We start from the raw sequence: 16671 nt of genomic DNA, 5'->3' as shown, positions 1-16671 counted from the left end.
TCACCATTGACTCAGCAGATCCCGACTCAATCGACAACCCGCTCGCGCCGTTCCGCTAACAAGAACGACTGGTGCACGAGCGGACAACGCTGAAAAAGGAATCACAAGCGATTGAAGTGGTCGCCGCCTTAGTCCAAGAGAAGCCGAGCGTTTTGGTTTGCATGGAAGCGGAACCGTGTCAGTGCCATCGTTTGCGGTTGGCCAATTCCGTGGCATCGCTGACGGGATTGGAAATTGTGAATTTGAGGGCGTAGTAGTGGGCAACTGGAAAAGGTTCTGATCACGGTGATGACGTATCCACATCCGTCGGAAAAGTACCGTGAAAGCGTATGTACCGCCGGCGTAACGGAATCGGGCAAGTGGATCCGTCTCTATCCGGTCGATTACCGCTATCAGCCGCGATCGAATCAGTTCCGCAAGTATCAGTGGATCGAGATCGAACTCGAGAAGACCGAATCGGCCAAAGACAACCGGTCGGCAAGCCATCGACCAAACCTTGATACCCTTCGTGTTCTTGGCGAACCGATTTCATCGAAGAACGGTTGGCGAGATCGAAAAGCGATCATCGACGCGTTGCCACATCGAACGGTCAATGAGTGGAAAGCTCAGTGGGAGGGAAGATAAGACATCGCTGGGCGTAGTGCGACCGACGAAAGTGATCGACTTGGAGATCCGACCGGCCGAAGAAGAGTGGAAGCCTAAGTGGCAAGCGTTGTTTTCCCAAATGCTACTGTTTGGTCCACCGCAGAAACCATTGTTGAAACTTCCGTTCAGCTTCCACTACGTCTTTGCGTGTAAGGACTCGGAAAAGCCGCACACGGCGATGTGCGAAGACTGGGAATTGGGTGTTCTGTTTCTGAGCGAGGGTTCTTCGTGGATTTTAGTGGCCAATCGCTCAGCCGCCGCAGGCCACAAGTGACCAAATGATTCCGAGGAACTGGGTGTGAGGATTATCATGTCGGATACGCGGCGGGTCGTGGAGGCCGTTCTCTACGTGGTGCTTCGTGCCCGCTTCTCAGCCTGGTCCCGGGAGTTTGCTTGAAAATGACATTGGTGGCTCGCCTCACGGCGTTGACCCCGTTTGAGAGAATAACAGAGCCCTACTCCCGCGCCTGCCGCGTTTTTCCGTTGAAGTCACCTTTCGGAGTTCCGCCATGGCCAAGAAGAAATCCTCTGGGAAACCTAAGCGTCGATCACGTGGTGGGTTTCCGATTGACAACGCACCCGTTCCACAATCACTTGACACAATCAACTTGAACGCTGCCGGCATCGATATTGGTTCGACCCAGCACTATGTTGCCGTGCCCTCCGATCGCGACTCATCACACGTTCGCTGCTTCGGCACCTTTACATCCGATCTGGCGTCGCTCGCAGATTGGTTGGAAGAGTGCGGCAATTTGTGTTCTGCGTTCTTACATGCGGCAACGAGCCATGCTCGTCGCCAACGCGAGCGAGCATATCCAACGGATGCAGAAGGCGATGATGGAAATGAATGTCCAGCTCCATCACGTCATTTCGGACATCACCGGCACCACTGGCCTTGCCATTTTGGATGCCATTGTTGCGGGCAGTCGAGACCCTCACCTACTCGCAAAACTTCGCGATCCAAGGTGCAAAAATGACGAGTCGACGATCGCGAAAGCTCTGGAAGGCAATTGGCGTGAAGAACATGTATTTGCGTTAAAACAGGCTCTGGAACTGTACCGTTTTTACGGTTCCAAACTGTCGGAAGTCGATTCCAAGCTTGAAGAACATTTGGGTACATTTTCCGACCGAAGTGACGGTGAGATTCTGCCGAAGCTGAAGGCTCCTAAAGCTGGAAGCAATAGCCCCCGGTTCGATATGCGCAATCAGCTCTACCGGGTGCTGGGCGTCGACATGACGACCATTGATGGGATTAGCGGTCAATCCGCAATCACACTGATTTCTGAAATCGGTACCGACATGAGTAGGTGGGCAACAGAGAAGCATTTCACTTCTTGGCTTTGCCTATGTCCGGGCAGTAAGAAGACAGGTGGGAAATTGCTCAGTGGTAAAACACGTACAAGTGCGAACCGAGCCGCCGCCGCACTTCGAACAGCCGCCGCGTCCCTGGCACGATCAAACTGCGCCTTAGGAGCGTTCTTTCGCAGGATCCGTTCCCGTCTTGGTTCACCCAAAGCGATCACGGCGACGGCCCACAAGCTCGCGAAAATAGTTTATGGGATGCTGAAGTACGGGAGGGAATATGTCGATGTCGGCAACGACTATTACGAACAGCAATACAAGAAGCGAGCAATGGAAAACCTGGCGAAACGGGCAGCTGCACTCAACCTGCGAGTGGTCCCCAATGAACTAGCTGGGTAGGAAGTTCCTTGAGAGCAGAGCCCGCCTCCGCTTCACCTGGCTTCGCCAGCCTACCGAACACAACCATCGGACATCGCAGTCATCCCTCAAAAAACCTGCCCCGAGTATTCGAGAGCGAAGACGAAGGGGTCAGCGGCGACGCCGGGATCCTGATCGTGAAGAACATGCTGTTGACCGGTTTCGATGCGCCAGTTGAACAGGTGATGTATCGGGTCCGCTGTGAACGCGAGCGCCCAATTGCTGGCAGAGGTTGTTCGCTCGAAGCAAACACCGGACCGGACACGATTGAGCAGGGTGCCATCATTTTGCAGTCATGCGATCGGTGTCCGTCGCGTTGACCCTGCCCCCGGGGCCTTGCGTCAGCAAGGCTCGTTCAGGTTGATCGACGAGGGCGGGGCAGTGGGCGGGACGGGACTGGGCAATTCCTCTTCGTCACCGGGGATTTCGCCGGGGGTCAGGTGGGGCGACGCTTCGAGATGTTCGGCGTCCATCAGGCCAGCGACGCGCTGCAGGGTGGAAAGGATTTGCAACCGCTCCCACTCTTCCAACGACGAAAGCGCGTCGCGAAAGCGGTCTTGAAGCAGTGAGGGCGAAGCCTGGAGGACCTGTTCGCCCTGCGGCGAAATCTCGATCATCACGGAGCGTTTGTCGTTCGCACTCGGTTTGCGGAGGATCAGTTCCCGCCGCTCCAGTCGCTGCAAGATGCCCGACACCGTCGCCTGGCTGAGATGCACCGCGCGGGCGATCGCTTTAGGCGATGCACTGCCGAGGCGTTGGGCTTCTTGCAACACGGCCAGCTGCGGGCCCGTGAACCCGTGGCCGTTGACCAATTTTCGAGAATGCAGGTCCACCGCCCGAATGATCTGCCTGATCGCCGCAACGATCTGGTCCTCATGCGTCAACAAATGCATTGATCCCAAAGTTGATGTAACAAAACGCGACTTCCACCACCATCACTCAATTTACCGCAATCGGCGTTCCGGGGAAATTTCAGATGGGTTCCCACGCCGAGTTCGGCGGAAAAACGCGAGGTTGACGTCACCGGGGAGCCGTCCATAGACTCCCGCCGAAGGCAAAACTGCTTTCAACACAAACCACTTTCTGATAACCTGGATCGCTCGTCCAGAGCGGCTTGACCGCAAGTTGACGATTTCTTTCCTAAGGCAACAACACATGGCGCCCGACGAATTCCTGCTCGAATACAAATCCCAAGACTACGGCACCGACCCCACGGAGGTGAGGTCAACGGATACCTACACCGATGAATATGTGCGGGGATTCGTGGAGAAGTGGGATGAGCTGATTGACTGGCAGCAGCGCTGGGAATCGGAGGGGGATTTTTTCATCGAGCAGCTCAAGGCCCACGGCGTCAAGCGGGTGCTGGACGTGGCCACCGGGACCGGTTTTCATTCGGTTCGGCTGCTTGAGGCCGGTTTTGATGTGGTCAGCGTGGACGGCAGCCCCTACATGCTCGCAAGGGCCTTTGAAAACGCCCGCCAGCGGGGACGTGTCTTGCGGACCGTCCAGGCGGATTGGCGTTGGCTGAACCAGGACGTTTACGGTCGTTTTGACGCCGTGATTTGCCTGGGCAACTCGTTCACGCACTTGTTCGACGAGCGGGACCGGCGGAAGGCGTTGGCGGAATTCTATTCGGCGTTGGTCCACGACGGCGTTTTGATTCTGGACCAGCGAAACTATGACGAAATGCTCGATCACGGTTTCAGTTCAAAGCATAAATATTACTACTGTGGCGAAAAAGTCTCGGCGGAACCGGAGCACGTCGACGAGGGGCTGGCGCGATTCCAGTACTCGTTCGACGACGGATCGGTGTACCACTTGAATATGTTTCCGCTGCGGAAGGATTACACGCGTCATCTGATGCAAGAGGTCGGTTTCCAGTCGGTGAGCACCTACGGAGATTTCCAGGAAACCTATCACGAGCGCGAGCCGGACTTTTTCGTCCACGTTGCGTCGAAGAAGTACGAGGGGGCGCCACGATGAGCATGAGTTCAGAGACAGCCACGCAGGTCGCCCGGGAGTACTACAACAGTTCCGATGCGGACCATTTTTACTCGGAGATCTGGGGTGGCGAGGACATTCACATCGGGTTGTACGAATCCGACGCGGAGCCGATCAAGGATGCCAGCCGGCGCACGGTCGATCATTTGCTCGATCGGATCGGCGATTTAAACCAGCACTCCACGGTGATCGACGTCGGGTCGGGATACGGCGGCGCGGCGCGGCGGATGGTCGAACGCTTTGGCTGTCGCGTGACGTGCGTCAACCTGTCGGAGACCGAGAACGCGCGCAATCGTCGACTGAACGAGCAGGCCGGCGTGGCAGACCGGATCGATGTCGTCGACGGCAGTTTTGAAGAGCTGCCGTTTGAGGGCGGCCTGTTTGACGCCGCCTGGTCCCAGGACGCCATTTTGCATGCCGGCAATCGGCCGCGTGTCTTGGGCGAGGTGGATCGGGTCCTCAAGCCCGGCGGGCGATTCGTCTTTACCGATCCGATGCAGTCGAACGATTGCCCCGACGGTGTGCTGGATCCGATTCTGGCGCGGATCCATTTGGCCGACCTCGGTTCGCCGAAATTCTATCAAGGCGTCGCAGAAGATCTCGGTTGGAACGATTTGGGGTTTGAGGACCTGACCGATCAACTGGTCAATCACTACGCGCGTGTGCTGCAGGTGACCGAAGACCGCCAGTCGGACTTGAATGGCAAAATCTCCGACGATTACTTGGAACGCATGAAAACGGGGCTCCAGCACTGGGTGGATGGAGGCCGAAACGGGCACTTGAGCTGGGGCGTGTTTCTATTCGGTAAGCCGTAGGGAATCAGCAATCGGCGGAAAAGAAGGGGGGCTCGACCCGACACCTCTTTTCCGCGCGATGTTAAGCTTGGCAGACCACTGCGGCGACGGACCACCGCAACACCTCCATTTCAGGCACGTATTCAGGCACGTTCCATTTCCTTTACCGATTGATTCTTGACCCAAACGACCACTTCCCAACGCCCCGCACCACCCCGCGCTCCGCAGATGCCGCGCGTGGTGATCGGTCCGCATTTTGAGATGCATCCGGTCGTATTCCTTTCCAGCGCTGCGATCGTGTTGGCGGTCGCCTTGCTGTGTTTCGTGTGGCCCGCCAACGAGTTACAGGACGCGTTTGTTGCCGTTCGCAAGACGATCGCGGTCCATTTCGGCTGGCTTTACGTCGCCTCGATGGCGTTCTTTTTCGGCTTTGCGATTTGGCTGGCGGTTGGCAAGTACGGGCAGGTCCGACTCGGTCGCGATGACGAGTCACCGGAGTTCAGCCGGGGGTCGTGGTTCGCCATGTTGTTCAGCGCCGGCATGGGCATCGGGTTGTTGTTTTTTGGTGTGGCGGAACCGATCATCCATTACGAAAGCACGCCGCCGGGTTTTGCCGACGGGCTGGACCAGTCGCGATTGTCGATGGCGGTCACGATCTTTCACTGGGGGCTTCATCCCTGGGCGCTCTACTGCGTCGTCGGCCTGGCGCTCGCCTACAGTGGTTTTCGCCGGGGGTTGCCGCTGAGCTTCCGGTCGTTGCTGTACCCGGTGTTCGGCGATCGAGTTTGGGGGCGGCTGGGCGATCTGGTCGACATCCTGGCGATCGTTTCGACGTTGACCGGTGTGGCCACGTCGTTGGGGATCGGAGCCCAGCAGGTCAACGCCGGGCTGTCGCATTTGTTCGGGATCGGTTCGGGCATCGAAGTGCAGATGACACTGATCGCCGCGATCACCGCGATGGCAACCGCGTCGGTGGTCGTCGGATTGCACGGCGGGATTCGGCGTTTGAGCGAGTTGAATTTGGTGCTCGCCGCGACGTTGATGACGTTGGTGGTGTTGGGCGTCGGCGTGTTCACGTACCTGGGTGCCGCGATCGAAAACACCGGCGCCTATTTGCAAACGCTGCCGTTTAATTCATTGCGAACCGGGGCGTTCAACGAGCAGTCACAAACGTGGGTCAACGGCTGGACCGTGTTCTACTGGGCGTGGTGGATTTCATGGTCGCCGTTTGTCGGGATGTTCATCGCCCGTATTTCCCGCGGGCGGACGATCAAGGAGTTTGTGATCGGCGTGTTGCTGGTCCCCACGGCAGTGGGCATCGCCTGGCTGACCGCCTTTGGCACGACCACGCTGCGGCAATACACCGACCATATGGAACGGTTGTCGAGCGACGACAACTATGACCCTGCCGACGAGTTGCCGAAGTACTGGGTCGGTGAAGCCGGTCCGGCGGGCGAGTTGGTTCGGCTGGATTCGGGCGAGTTCAAGCGTGAGCAGCAACCCTTGACAGCGGTCGAGTACTATCAAGCGGCGGTGGTCACGCCTGACGGGCGGTCCACGGTCGATACGCTGCCGACGGTCTTGTTTGTTCTGCTGGAAGGGTTGTTTCCCTCGGTTGTCATTCAAACGATCGCGATCGGCATCGCCACGCTTTGCATCGTTCTCTTCTTCGTCACCTCGTCGGATTCCGCGTCGATGGTGATCGATATCATCGCGTCGGGCGGGTCTCGAAATCCACCCGTCGGAACGCGACTTTTCTGGGCGATCAGTGAAGGGCTGGTCGCCGCTGCACTGCTCTATGGCGGAGGCCTGGACGCATTGCAGGCCGCATCGATTGCGGCCGCACTTCCCTTGACGTTAGTCTTGTTGCTGGCCTGTTACGGGTTGGTGACTTCGCTTCACAGAGATTCTCAAATCTCTTCATCACCACTTTACTCCTAGGGAGACATGACAATGGAATGGTCGGATTCACTACACAAAACTTACGAAGTCAAACAGATCGACGGCGACGGCACCGTGCTGGAGTCGTTTCCGGTGGACGCCAAGAGCGGCGAAGCGGCCGCGAAGCAGCTGGAAAACGTCGCCGACGGGACGGAGAAAATCACCGTTTGCCTGGACGGCGACCCCATCAACGAGATGGGTGTCGACTATTGGCTTAAACGCGTGCGACGCCGCTAGACGAGAAGTTCGATTCCATGTGGATGCTAGCTCACTTCAACACTCGCCGGAAGCGCCGCGGCGCACGGGCACTCGCCTGCCCGCGGCTGCGCCGGGTGGTCGCCGCGGCGGTGGTGCTGATCGGATCTTCGACGGCGGTTTGGGACTCGGTTGCGATGGCGGCCGAGTCGGAGCCGCAGCCGCGGCCCGCGTTGGCGTTTGTCGGCCCCGAGTTGGACGTCTCGCGTGAAGGCTATTTCACGCTGGAGTGGACGGCGGTGGACGGGGCGGCGTTGTACCGCGTCCGCGACCGCGCCGATCAGATCGCGTATCAGGGCGTGGCGACCCAATCGTTTCAGTCCGGGTTGAGCGACGGGGTCTACCAGTTTTACGTCGAGGCGATCGGCGCCGACGGAGAAATCCTGGCGACGTCCGCACCGGCCGTGGCAACGGTCGAACATTGGCGGCTGGCTCCCTCGCTGACCCTGTTTGCGATCGGAGCGATCGTGGTTGGCGGAATCGCCTTTGTGATCCTGCGAGGCCGTTGGATCGAAAAACAGATCGCAGCCGGCGACGACGATCGCGCGTCGATGTTGCAAACCGAGGTCAAGTCGGGTGGGGAATCATGATGACCGCAGACGGTGGGGCCGAAGGAATCTTCGCCATTTTGTTGTTTTCTCAATCGGTCGATGCCGGCCGCATCCTCAGCCCCGAGGCCGGTTACGGGATGCTGGTGCTGTTCGGAGTGGCATGGATCGGGCTGGGCATCTGGTGGGGCCGCCGGGCGACGTCGTATGACGGATTTGCCGTGGCGGGCCGGAACGTCGGATTGGCCCTCGGCACCGCGACGGCGGTGGCGACTTGGGTGACATCCAACACGACCATGTTGGCGCCGCAGTTCGCGCTGCAGCTCGGCATTTGGGGTGCGTTGGCGTATTCAACGGCCAGTTTCGGGTTGTTCGCATTCGCCCCGCTGAGCGGCAGGATTCGCCGCTTGATGCCGCACGGCTACACGGCGGTGGAGTTTGTCCGGCGTCGCTACGGGCGTCTGGGATCGATCCCGTTTCTGATCATCTCGCTGTTTTACGCGATGACGTGGTTGATTTCGATGGCGATGGCGGGCGGCAAATTGCTCAACGCGCTCTCGGGCATTCCGTATGAAGTCGGGATGACGGTCGTGCTGGCGGTTTGTGTGCTGTACACGCTGTTCGGCGGCATGTACGCGGTCATCGGCACCGACTTTGTGCAAAGCATTATTATCCTGATCGGGCTGGTCGTCGTCGCCATTGCGGTGCTTTTGCATGTCGACATCGCAGACGTCCATCACCAGCTACAAGAGGATCGACCGATGTTGTTGTCGATCCTGTTTCCGGCGGCATTGATGGCGTTGTTCAATAATATGCTATTCGGATTTGGAGAAATTTTTCACAGCAATGTGTGGTGGAGCCGCGCGTTTGCGATGCGTGAGGGGGTCGGCCCCAAGGCGTATTTGTTGGGCGGATTGTTGTGGCTGCCCGTTCCGATCGTCGCCGGTTTTTTGGGCCTGGCCGCGCCGGCGCTGGGGATCGGGGTCAGTCAACCCGACACGGTGGGCCCGCTGGTTGCCGCGACGCTGCTGGGGACCGGGGGCGCGCTGCTGGTGTTCGTGGTCGTCTTTTGCTCACTGGCATCGAGCATCGACAGCTTGTTGGCCGCGACGAGCGACTTGGTGGTCAACGACATCGCCGAACCGCTGGCGAAGCGGATCAGTGGCACGACCGCCACCGACCCGGTCAAACGGCGTTGGTCGTTGTTCGCGATCATTGGGTTGGGGGTTGTCACGTGGTGCGTCGCTTATCCCAATATCGGCACCCTTGCGACGGTTTTGTTTTTTGCCGGACCGATGGTCGGCAGTTGCATTTGGCCGATCATCGGTGGTCTGTATTTTCGCCGTTCCAGTCCGATCGCGGCCTGTATGGCGATGGTGGTCGGCACGTCAATCGGGCTGGTGGCGTACTATATGATCGGTTGGTTCGTCGCCTCGTTGGTGGGAGCGGCGACTTCGGGGGTGGTGTTCTTCATAGGGATGTATTTGTACCCCGATGACTTTGATTTCCGATTGTTGTCTCATTTGCCCGGTCCGCCGCCTGCGGCCCGACCGGAAGACGGCCCCATCGACCCCAGTGGACGAATTGGTATGGTTGGAGATATTTCCAGCGGAGGTGAAACGCGATGATGTTCCCCCTCTGGTTTCTGGAGTTGATCGTGGTGGGTGGGCTCACGCTGTGTGGCGTGGGCGCGGCGGCACTCATTGTGTTTTGGATCCTCGACTTTAAAGAAAAAAGAATCTGGTAGACCCGTACTGATGATGAACACGACACAAATGCGCCGTGCGTTGACGGAGTTCGCGACCAATTCGAAGGGCCGCAAATTGGATCCGGTTGATCTGCTCACCCACAGCGACATGCAAGTCGACTGGGAGACGCTCCACAAGCTCGCCGGCACGTCGATCGTCAATCCGCGGCAATTCGACCGCGAGACGGTAGTGGCGATCGCTCAGCTGGCCGCGTTGTTGGAAACGCGGAATGTCGAGATGAAAAAGCCGCTGGACGGAAAAATCGCGATCACGGCGTTCTTCGAAGCGAGCACGCGGACGCGATTGTCGTTCGAAAGCGCGGTGCTCCGGCTGGACGGCAAGGTGCTGTCGGTCCCCGACGGGCAAGTCACCGGCATCGCCAAGGGCGAATCGTTGGCCGACATCGGGGAGATGTTCAATACCTACGGAGATGTCGTGATCATGCGGCATCCCGAAACCGAAAGTGTCGAAGAGATCCAAAAGAATCTCGAACGCCCGTTGATCAATGCCGGCAACGGCAGCGGTCACCATCCGACACAGGCGTTGTTGGACTGGTACACGTTGCTGAAATGGCGACCGGAATTGAGTGACCAATCGTGCCCGAACGACAAGAAGATTCATCTGGGGATCGTCGGCACGCCGGGCTCGATGCGTGCGGTCAAGAGTTTTCTGCGTCTGTCGCTGATGTTCGTCAATGCGGTCTCCAAAATCACGTTGGTTTCCGAGATGGCCGACCCGGTCGGGTTGGATTTGACCGAACCGATCGAAGAGTCGCCGATTCCGATCGAAATCACCAACGACGTCCAAGACGTTTTGCCCACGCTGGATGTCGTCTACGTCAACTCGATCGCGTTTCTCGGTGACAGCTACCGAAATCTGGACAGCCGGTACGGGTTGGACGCGTCGTGCAATTTAAAACCGGGTGCGGTGATCATGCACCCGCTGGCGCGCAACGAGGAACTGTCCGAAGACTTGGACGAAACCGAACACAACCTTTATTTCGCCCAAGCCGCGGGCGCCGTGTTCGTCCGACAAGCCGTGTTGGCCTCCGTCCTGAATCGGCTGGATCGAATTTCGGACCTCTGCTAACGACACCACGATAGAGATTAATACGGAAGGCACCCATGTGCGGAATCACTGGATTTTGGAATCCTGCGCGGACGAACGAGCGCGAGCTGCGTTTCACTCTGGACCAGATGTTGGACGTTTTGGACCACCGCGGTCCGGACGAACGGGGCAGCAAGTTTTTTCTCGACCAAGGTTTGGCCCTCGGGCACACCCGTCTGTCGATCATCGGCTTGGATCACGGGCACCAACCGATCGAGACCCGCGACGGTGACTACGCGGTCACGGTCAACGGTGAATTGTATGGCTACAAGCGCGAACGAACTCGGCTGGCATGCCAGTCGCTGCCGAGTGACGGTAAGAGCGACAGCGCGATCACGTTGCCGCTGTACCTCCGGCACGGACTGTCATTCGTGGAGCGGTTGCGTGGAGAATTTGCGATCGTCTTGTACGACCACCGCGAAAAACGTTTGATTCTGATCCGAGATCGGTTCGGGATCAAACCGCTGTATTACGCCGTCAAGGACGACGGGATCGTTTGGGGGTCGGAGGTCAAGTCGATCCTGAAACACCCCAGCGTCGTTCCGCGACTGTGTCCCAAGGCTGCGATTCACCAGATGATGCAGGTCATGGTTCCGGGGACGACGGCGTTCGAAGGCGTGCAAGCGGTCCAGCCCGGCCACATGCTGATCGTGCAACGCGTGGGCGATCGACTGGTGACCGAATCGAAGCGTTGGTGGGACCTGGAGTTCCCCACGTCCCACGAATCGGGCGCGGATCCGCAGGAGTATGTCCAGGGCGTTCAGGACCGGTTGATCGACGCGGTCGCAACCCGATTGGAGGCCGACGTGCCGGTGGGGTGTTACCTGTCCGGCGGCATCGACAGCTGTTCGATCCTGGGGCTGGCGACGACCCTGCAGCAATCGCCGGTCAAGGCGTTCACCATCGCCTTTGACAGCGATGAGTACGACGAATCGAACATCGCCAAATTGATGGCCGATCGTACCGGCGCCGAACAGGAACTGTTACGTTTGACCGAAAAGGAACTCTACGGGCCGGCGTTCGAGCGGGCGACATGGCACGCCGAGCGGACGTTTTACAACACGCTGGCGGTGGCCAAGTGGCACATGAGCCGACGCGTCAGGGCCTGCAACTACAAAGCGGTCATCACCGGCGAAGGCTCCGATGAACTGTTCGGCGGCTATCCATTCTTCAAACGCGACTGGCTGGGACGCGAAAAAGGGGAAGGGGGGATTTTTGCCGGCGCCATCTTGGCCGAAGAGGACCAGTTGCACCCGGCCTGGCAAGACCTGTGTGGTTTCACGCCTTCGTGGATTCAACCTTGGATGCTGACGCTGCGTGCGGCACGTGCATTGCTGTCGGACGAGTTGATCGATCTGCTGGAGACCTACGACCCGATCGCCGAAGTCGCCGCGGCGATCGACCCCGACCAGGTGCGTGGCCGGCATCGTTTGGACATCTCGCAATACACCTGGAGCAAAACCATGCTGGAAGGTCAGATCCTGACCTGGGGCGGTGACCGAATGGACATGGCCAACAGCATGGAAGCCCGTCCGGCGTTCCTGGACCACCATCTGGCCGAGTACGCGGTGACCATCCCCCCAGACATCCGCATCCGTGACGGCATTGAGAAATGGGTGCTGCGTGAAGCGATGGTCAACGTGTTGCCCAGGGAACTGTACGAACGCAAGAAATTTGCGTTCATGGCGCCGCCGGCGCACACGGATCCGGTCAAACGAAACGCGGTGCAAGAGATGATCAATCACTGGTTGACGCCGACGCGGATGAACGAGTTGGGGATTTTGAACCACGAACGGGTGGAGCAGTTTGTTTCTCAGGCATGGCGTGAAACCGATGGCACGATTGCTCGTCGAAATGACATTTTGATGAATCACGCGTTGCAACTGCACATGTTGCAGGGACAGTACGTCGAAGGCATGCCGCTTCCCACGGTCGACTAACGATGAGAACTCCATGGACTTGAGCGTCAACCTAGAACGAATCAAAACCGACATCCACGAACTTGCCGAAATCGGGCGCTGCCGTGACGATCGCGGCATCTACCGGATGGCGTTCACCGATGCGGACATGGAGGGGAAACGCTGGCTGAAGGACCGGATCGAGCAAGCCGGTTTCGAGCCGCGGACCGATGGCGCCGTCAATATTTCGGCCGAGCTGTCGGGGTCGACCGACCGGCCGAGGATTTTGGTCGGGTCGCACATTGACACGGTGCCCTGCGCCGGAGCCCTGGACGGGACGCTGGGCGTCATCGTCGCCTTGGAATGCCTTCGTTGTCTTCGCGAACAGGGCGTCGTCCCCGAGCGCACGATCGAATTGATTGCGTTCAGCGACGAAGAAGGGCGATTCGGCGGGATGTTCGGCTCTCAGGCGGTGTGCGGACAATTGAACCCAGACGCGTTGGCCACGCTTTCTGATTTGGACGGCGTGCTACTGGGCGACGAGCTGCGGCGGCATGGATTCGATCCCCTCGGTGCGCTCGATGCGGCTCGCGACCCCGAGACGATTGCGAGCTATTTGGAATTGCACATCGAGCAAGGCCCGGTGCTCGATCGCGGTCAGAAATCGGTGGGCATTGTCGACGAGATCACCGGATTGTTTACCTGGTCGGTCAATCTGAAGGGCGAAGCGAACCACGCCGGTACGACTCCGATGGAGATGCGGCATGACGCCTTCATGGGCTTGGCCGACTTTGCATCGGCCATCCCCCGGATCTTGGACGAAAACGGCAGTGCGCGAAGCCGTGCGACAATCGGCAAAGCTCAGATCTTGCCGGGTGCGGCCAACACGGTGCCGGGAATCGTCGAGTTTTCACTGGATGTGCGCGACACCAGTCCGGAAACTCTGGCCGATCTGGGCAACGCGTTTCGCAAGGCGCTCTCGGCCATTGCCCGTCGCCGAAACCTGATGTTCGAATTTCAGCAAAAGAGTTACTTGCCGCCGGTCGCCGCCGACCCCGCGGTCGTCCAACGTTTGCTCCGCCAAGCCGAACAGTTGGAGTTGACACATCTGCAAATGCATAGCGGGGCAGCCCACGACGCACAAATCATGGGTAGTATGGTTCCGGTTGGCATGATTTTTGTCCCCAGCAAAAATGGACAAAGCCACTCCCCGGCCGAATGGACTGCCTGGACGGACATCGAAGCCGGGGCAAACCTGATGCTGCACTCCCTGATCGATCTGGCCAACCCGATTTCAACGACCTGACGAAACACGCCCCATGAACCGAGACGAAAACGAACCGTACGCTTCCCCGTTACTCGATCCCTCCCACGTCGATCCGCTCCGGGATGTCTATCACGAGGCCATCGTCGACAATCCCGAGCGGCAGGAATTGTTGGTCGAGGGGCACACGGCGTTGCTGTGCATCGATATCCAGTATCTCGACGCGGCGCGCGGGCACGGGGTCTTTCGCGATGCCGAGAACAGCGGTATCCCGATGGAGGCCCAGGAATATTATTTCGACCGACTCGAGAAACTAGTGTTGCCCAATGTGAGACGGTTGCAGGATGCGTTCCGGGCCCGCCAATTGGAAGTGATTCACACGCGAATTCAGGCGCTCACGCGGGACGGCCGCGACCGCAGCAAGGGGCATCGGCGCCTGGGATTACTGGCCGCTCCCGGTTCCCGTGACGCGGACTTTTTGGAGATGGTGGCGCCGGACGAAGCGCGGGACGAGATCGTGATCAACAAGACGGCCAGCGGAGTGTTTTCATCGACCAACCTGCATTACGTCTTGAATAACATGGGAATTGAGTCGCTGATGGTGGTTGGCGTGTACACCAACGAGTGCGTGGAAACGACGGTCCGCGACGCCTGCGACCTGGGATACCTGGTGACCGTCGTCGAAGATTGCTGCGCGACGGTGACGCCGGAGTTACACGAGGCGTCCTTGGCGACCTTGTGTGATCGCTACGCCCGCGTGGCGCGGTTGTCGGACGTCTTGACGACGATTCGCTCGGCCCTGCCATCGGAAACACCGGTCGACGCGACGGACGCTTGACCCCCGCCCAAGCGGACCGCTCCTCGTGCCACCTGCCTTGACACTGTGGTGTTAGCGGAACGGCGCGAGCGGGCTGTCGTTTTCGTGAGCCGCGCGCCGCGTCAGCGGCCGGGCCCTCCAACGCTGCCCGAGGCCTTACGGCCAGCGGCTCACCATTGACTCAGCGGATCCCGACTCAATCGACGGCCCGCGAGCCGTCCGGTTTCAGCGTGACAGACCGGAGGGCTCGCGCCCAACCGCTAACAAGAACCAGCCCGATCGGCGCCAAAGGTCGGGGGCATTGGCCGGCGGGGGTATTGGCCGGCAGAGGTATTGCGAGGCACCGTCGACGACCAGAACGATCGATTACAATCGGGCGTGTCCGGCATTCGATGCCCTTCGTATTGCAATTCCCCCATCGCGACCGAATCATGCACTTCCCCACCAATCAGATCGCGATCGCCGCGTTTGTGGCTATCGCGTTGATGCAAACGACGCGGATCGATGCGGCCACCGACCGCCCCAATCTGGTCTTCATCATCGCCGACGACTGTACGTTTCGTGATATCGGATGCTACGGCGGCCAGGCTCATACGCCGAACATCGATCGCTTGGCCGAACAGGGCATGAAGTTCACACGTTGCTTTCAAGCCGCACCGATGTGCTCGCCGACGCGGCACAACATCTATACCGGCTTGTATCCGGTCAAATCGGGTGCGTACCCGAATCACACGTTTGCCGAGGATGGAACCCAGAGCATCGTCCAGTATTTGAAACCGTTGGGTTATCGGGTCGCGTTGTCGGGCAAAAAGCACATCGGTCCGCAAGAGGTTTTCCCATTTGAATTCAGCGGCAAGGGCAACAACCCGGACATGCAGGCGGTCGATCAGTTGCTTTCCCAGTGCGGCGAATCCTCCACCCCGTTTTGTCTGTTCGCATGCTCCAACGAACCGCATTCGCCCTGGAACAAGGGAGACGCCTCGCGTTATCCGCCGGAAGAAGTGATCCTGCCGCCGTATCTGGCGGACACGCCCGTGATGCGGGAAACCTTCAGCCGCTATCTGGCCGAGATCACGTACTACGACGGACAGGTGGGACAGATCTTGGAATTGATCGACAAGCACAAGATGGCGGACAACACGCTGGTGGTCGTGGTTTCCGAGCAGGGCAATTCGTTCCCGTTCGCCAAGTGGACGTGCTACGGAAATGGGCTGCAATCGGCAATGATCGTGCGTTGGCCGGGGCAAGTGAAACCGGGGACCGTCACCGATGCGATGGTGGAATACGTCGACGTGGCGCCGACCTTTGTCGAAGCCGCCGGCGGGACGCCCGCTGAGGTCTTAGACGGAAAAAGCTTTGTCCCGGTGCTGACCAGCCAAGCCAACACCCACAAAGCGTTTGCCTACGGCATCATGACGACGCGAGGCATCATCAATGGCAGCGATGCGTATGCCATCCGCACCGTGCGGGGTTGGCGCTATCGGCTGGTCTGGAATCTGAATCACGAGACGAAGTTTACCAACGCCTGCACCAAGGCAGACTATTTCCAATCCATGATCCAAGCCGGTCGCGATGGTGATGCCAAGGCGGCGGAGGTCGTCCGGAAATATCAGCACCGACCCGAATACGAGTTATTCGATTGTGAAACCGATCCCTTGGAAATGAACAACATCGTCGACGATCCCAAGTACGCCAAAGTCGTCGCGCGATTGAAGAGCGAGCTTGCCGATTGGATGAAGTCGCAGGGAGATGCAGGAGTCCAGACCGAACAGGATGCGCTCCTGCATCAAACCAGGTACAAAGGGATGTCTCGTGAAGAAGCGAATGAAGCGTTTCACAAGCGGGGAATCAAAGCGAAACAAGGGCAGGGAACGCGTGCCAAGGGTAAGAAACGCAAATCCCCCTAGTGCTTTGTCAGTTTTCAATTTTCGAGC

16 protein-coding genes and 1 pseudogene are annotated in these 16671 nt (G+C 58.9%); 16 read left to right on the top strand and 1 reads right to left on the bottom strand.

Annotation, left to right across the window (positions count from 1 at the left end; translation table 11 throughout):
• The first annotated feature begins 71 nt into the window (after positions 1–71).
• From Enr13x_RS12505 to Enr13x_RS12490, 4 genes and pseudogenes are all read left to right on the top strand, one after another.
• Complete coding sequence (locus Enr13x_RS12505; RefSeq protein WP_197455988.1) at positions 72–254, top strand: DUF488 family protein; 183 nt, start codon at positions 72–74, stop codon at positions 252–254.
• 34 nt (positions 255–288) lie between these two features.
• On the top strand, positions 289–624 hold the full coding sequence (locus Enr13x_RS12500; protein ID WP_145386461.1) for a hypothetical protein: 336 nt from the start codon (positions 289–291) through the stop codon (positions 622–624).
• A complete protein-coding gene (locus tag Enr13x_RS12495) occupies positions 593–919 on the top strand; it encodes a hypothetical protein (protein WP_145386459.1) in 327 nt (108 codons plus the stop codon). Before Enr13x_RS12500 ends, Enr13x_RS12495 begins: the two co-directional genes overlap by 32 nt.
• Positions 920–1211: 292 nt before the next feature.
• Positions 1212–2346: pseudogene (locus Enr13x_RS12490) on the top strand (transposase).
• A gap of 359 nt (positions 2347–2705) precedes the next feature.
• Here Enr13x_RS12490 and Enr13x_RS12480 read toward each other — a convergent pair.
• Positions 2706–3257, bottom strand: a complete 552-nt coding sequence (locus Enr13x_RS12480; protein WP_145386456.1) for a MarR family winged helix-turn-helix transcriptional regulator — start codon at positions 3255–3257, stop codon at positions 2706–2708.
• Positions 3258–3519: 262 nt separating this feature from the next.
• On the opposite strand from Enr13x_RS12480, the gene Enr13x_RS12475 reads away from it, so the two are divergent.
• From Enr13x_RS12475 to Enr13x_RS12425, 12 genes are all read left to right on the top strand, one after another.
• On the top strand, positions 3520–4347 hold the full coding sequence (locus tag Enr13x_RS12475) for a glycine/sarcosine N-methyltransferase (RefSeq protein ID WP_145386454.1): 828 nt from the start codon (positions 3520–3522) through the stop codon (positions 4345–4347).
• A 2-nt stretch (positions 4348–4349) separates the two neighbouring features.
• Positions 4350–5180 carry a methyltransferase domain-containing protein gene (locus tag Enr13x_RS12470; RefSeq protein ID WP_231744241.1) on the top strand — a complete coding sequence of 277 codons (831 nt, stop codon included), beginning with the start codon at positions 4350–4352 and terminating at the stop codon, positions 5178–5180.
• 156 nt (positions 5181–5336) lie between these two features.
• Positions 5337–7100 carry a BCCT family transporter gene (locus tag Enr13x_RS37925; RefSeq protein WP_197455986.1) on the top strand — a complete coding sequence of 588 codons (1764 nt, stop codon included), beginning with the start codon at positions 5337–5339 and terminating at the stop codon, positions 7098–7100.
• Positions 7101–7112: 12 nt separating this feature from the next.
• Positions 7113–7337 carry a hypothetical protein gene (locus Enr13x_RS12460; protein ID WP_145386451.1) on the top strand — a complete coding sequence of 75 codons (225 nt, stop codon included), beginning with the start codon at positions 7113–7115 and terminating at the stop codon, positions 7335–7337.
• Positions 7338–7354: 17 nt separating this feature from the next.
• Positions 7355–7945, top strand: coding sequence for a hypothetical protein (locus Enr13x_RS12455; protein ID WP_145386449.1), 591 nt, complete (start codon positions 7355–7357; stop codon positions 7943–7945).
• Between the two features lie 98 nt (positions 7946–8043).
• Complete coding sequence (locus Enr13x_RS12450; protein ID WP_315857106.1) at positions 8044–9531, top strand: sodium:solute symporter family protein; 1488 nt, start codon at positions 8044–8046, stop codon at positions 9529–9531.
• Positions 9528–9650 (top strand): hypothetical protein, encoded by a 123-nt coding sequence (locus Enr13x_RS39380; RefSeq protein WP_261344177.1) that lies wholly within the window; start codon positions 9528–9530, stop codon positions 9648–9650. Before Enr13x_RS12450 ends, Enr13x_RS39380 begins: the two co-directional genes overlap by 4 nt.
• A gap of 10 nt (positions 9651–9660) precedes the next feature.
• A complete protein-coding gene (locus Enr13x_RS12445; protein ID WP_231744239.1) occupies positions 9661–10740 on the top strand; it encodes an aspartate/ornithine carbamoyltransferase family protein in 1080 nt (359 codons plus the stop codon).
• 35 nt (positions 10741–10775) lie between these two features.
• A complete protein-coding gene (asnB, locus tag Enr13x_RS12440; protein WP_145386447.1) occupies positions 10776–12698 on the top strand; it encodes an asparagine synthase (glutamine-hydrolyzing) in 1923 nt (640 codons plus the stop codon).
• A 19-nt stretch (positions 12699–12717) separates the two neighbouring features.
• A complete protein-coding gene (locus tag Enr13x_RS12435; RefSeq protein ID WP_145392257.1) occupies positions 12718–13962 on the top strand; it encodes a Zn-dependent hydrolase in 1245 nt (414 codons plus the stop codon).
• Between the two features lie 13 nt (positions 13963–13975).
• Positions 13976–14758 carry a cysteine hydrolase family protein gene (locus Enr13x_RS12430; protein WP_145386445.1) on the top strand — a complete coding sequence of 261 codons (783 nt, stop codon included), beginning with the start codon at positions 13976–13978 and terminating at the stop codon, positions 14756–14758.
• A 410-nt stretch (positions 14759–15168) separates the two neighbouring features.
• The gene (locus Enr13x_RS12425; protein ID WP_145386443.1) at positions 15169–16644 is read left to right on the top strand and encodes a sulfatase family protein; all 1476 of its coding nucleotides are present in this window, start codon (positions 15169–15171) and stop codon (positions 16642–16644) included.
• The last annotated feature ends 27 nt before the right edge of the window (positions 16645–16671 follow it).

Origin of the sequence: Stieleria neptunia (assembly GCF_007754155.1) — a bacterium.
In the GTDB taxonomy this organism is placed as follows: Bacteria; Planctomycetota; Planctomycetia; order Pirellulales; family Pirellulaceae; genus Stieleria; species Stieleria neptunia.
The sequence above is the reverse complement of the archived record's forward strand: the minus strand, read 5'-3'. Positions and strand labels throughout refer to the sequence as shown.

Excerpts from the sequence above, each read along its gene's own strand:
- Enr13x_RS12445 (WP_231744239.1), top strand. The coding sequence starts at position 9,661 with ATGATGAACACGACACAAATGCGCCGTGCGTTGACGGAGTTCGCGACC.
- Enr13x_RS12470 (WP_231744241.1), top strand. The coding sequence starts at position 4,350 with ATGAGTTCAGAGACAGCCACGCAGGTCGCCCGGGAGTACTACAACAGT.
- Enr13x_RS39380 (WP_261344177.1), top strand. The coding sequence starts at position 9,528 with ATGATGTTCCCCCTCTGGTTTCTGGAGTTGATCGTGGTGGGTGGGCTC.
- Enr13x_RS12430 (WP_145386445.1), top strand. The coding sequence starts at position 13,976 with ATGAACCGAGACGAAAACGAACCGTACGCTTCCCCGTTACTCGATCCC.
- asnB (WP_145386447.1), top strand. The coding sequence starts at position 10,776 with ATGTGCGGAATCACTGGATTTTGGAATCCTGCGCGGACGAACGAGCGC.
- Enr13x_RS12455 (WP_145386449.1), top strand. The coding sequence starts at position 7,355 with ATGTGGATGCTAGCTCACTTCAACACTCGCCGGAAGCGCCGCGGCGCA.
- Enr13x_RS12495 (WP_145386459.1), top strand. The coding sequence starts at position 593 with ATGAGTGGAAAGCTCAGTGGGAGGGAAGATAAGACATCGCTGGGCGTA.
- Enr13x_RS12475 (WP_145386454.1), top strand. The coding sequence starts at position 3,520 with ATGGCGCCCGACGAATTCCTGCTCGAATACAAATCCCAAGACTACGGC.
- Enr13x_RS12460 (WP_145386451.1), top strand. The coding sequence starts at position 7,113 with ATGGAATGGTCGGATTCACTACACAAAACTTACGAAGTCAAACAGATC.
- Enr13x_RS12500 (WP_145386461.1), top strand. The coding sequence starts at position 289 with ATGACGTATCCACATCCGTCGGAAAAGTACCGTGAAAGCGTATGTACC.
- Enr13x_RS12425 (WP_145386443.1), top strand. The coding sequence starts at position 15,169 with ATGCACTTCCCCACCAATCAGATCGCGATCGCCGCGTTTGTGGCTATC.
- Enr13x_RS12480 (WP_145386456.1), bottom strand. The coding sequence starts at position 3,257 with ATGCATTTGTTGACGCATGAGGACCAGATCGTTGCGGCGATCAGGCAG.
- Enr13x_RS12450 (WP_315857106.1), top strand. The coding sequence starts at position 8,044 with ATGCTGGTGCTGTTCGGAGTGGCATGGATCGGGCTGGGCATCTGGTGG.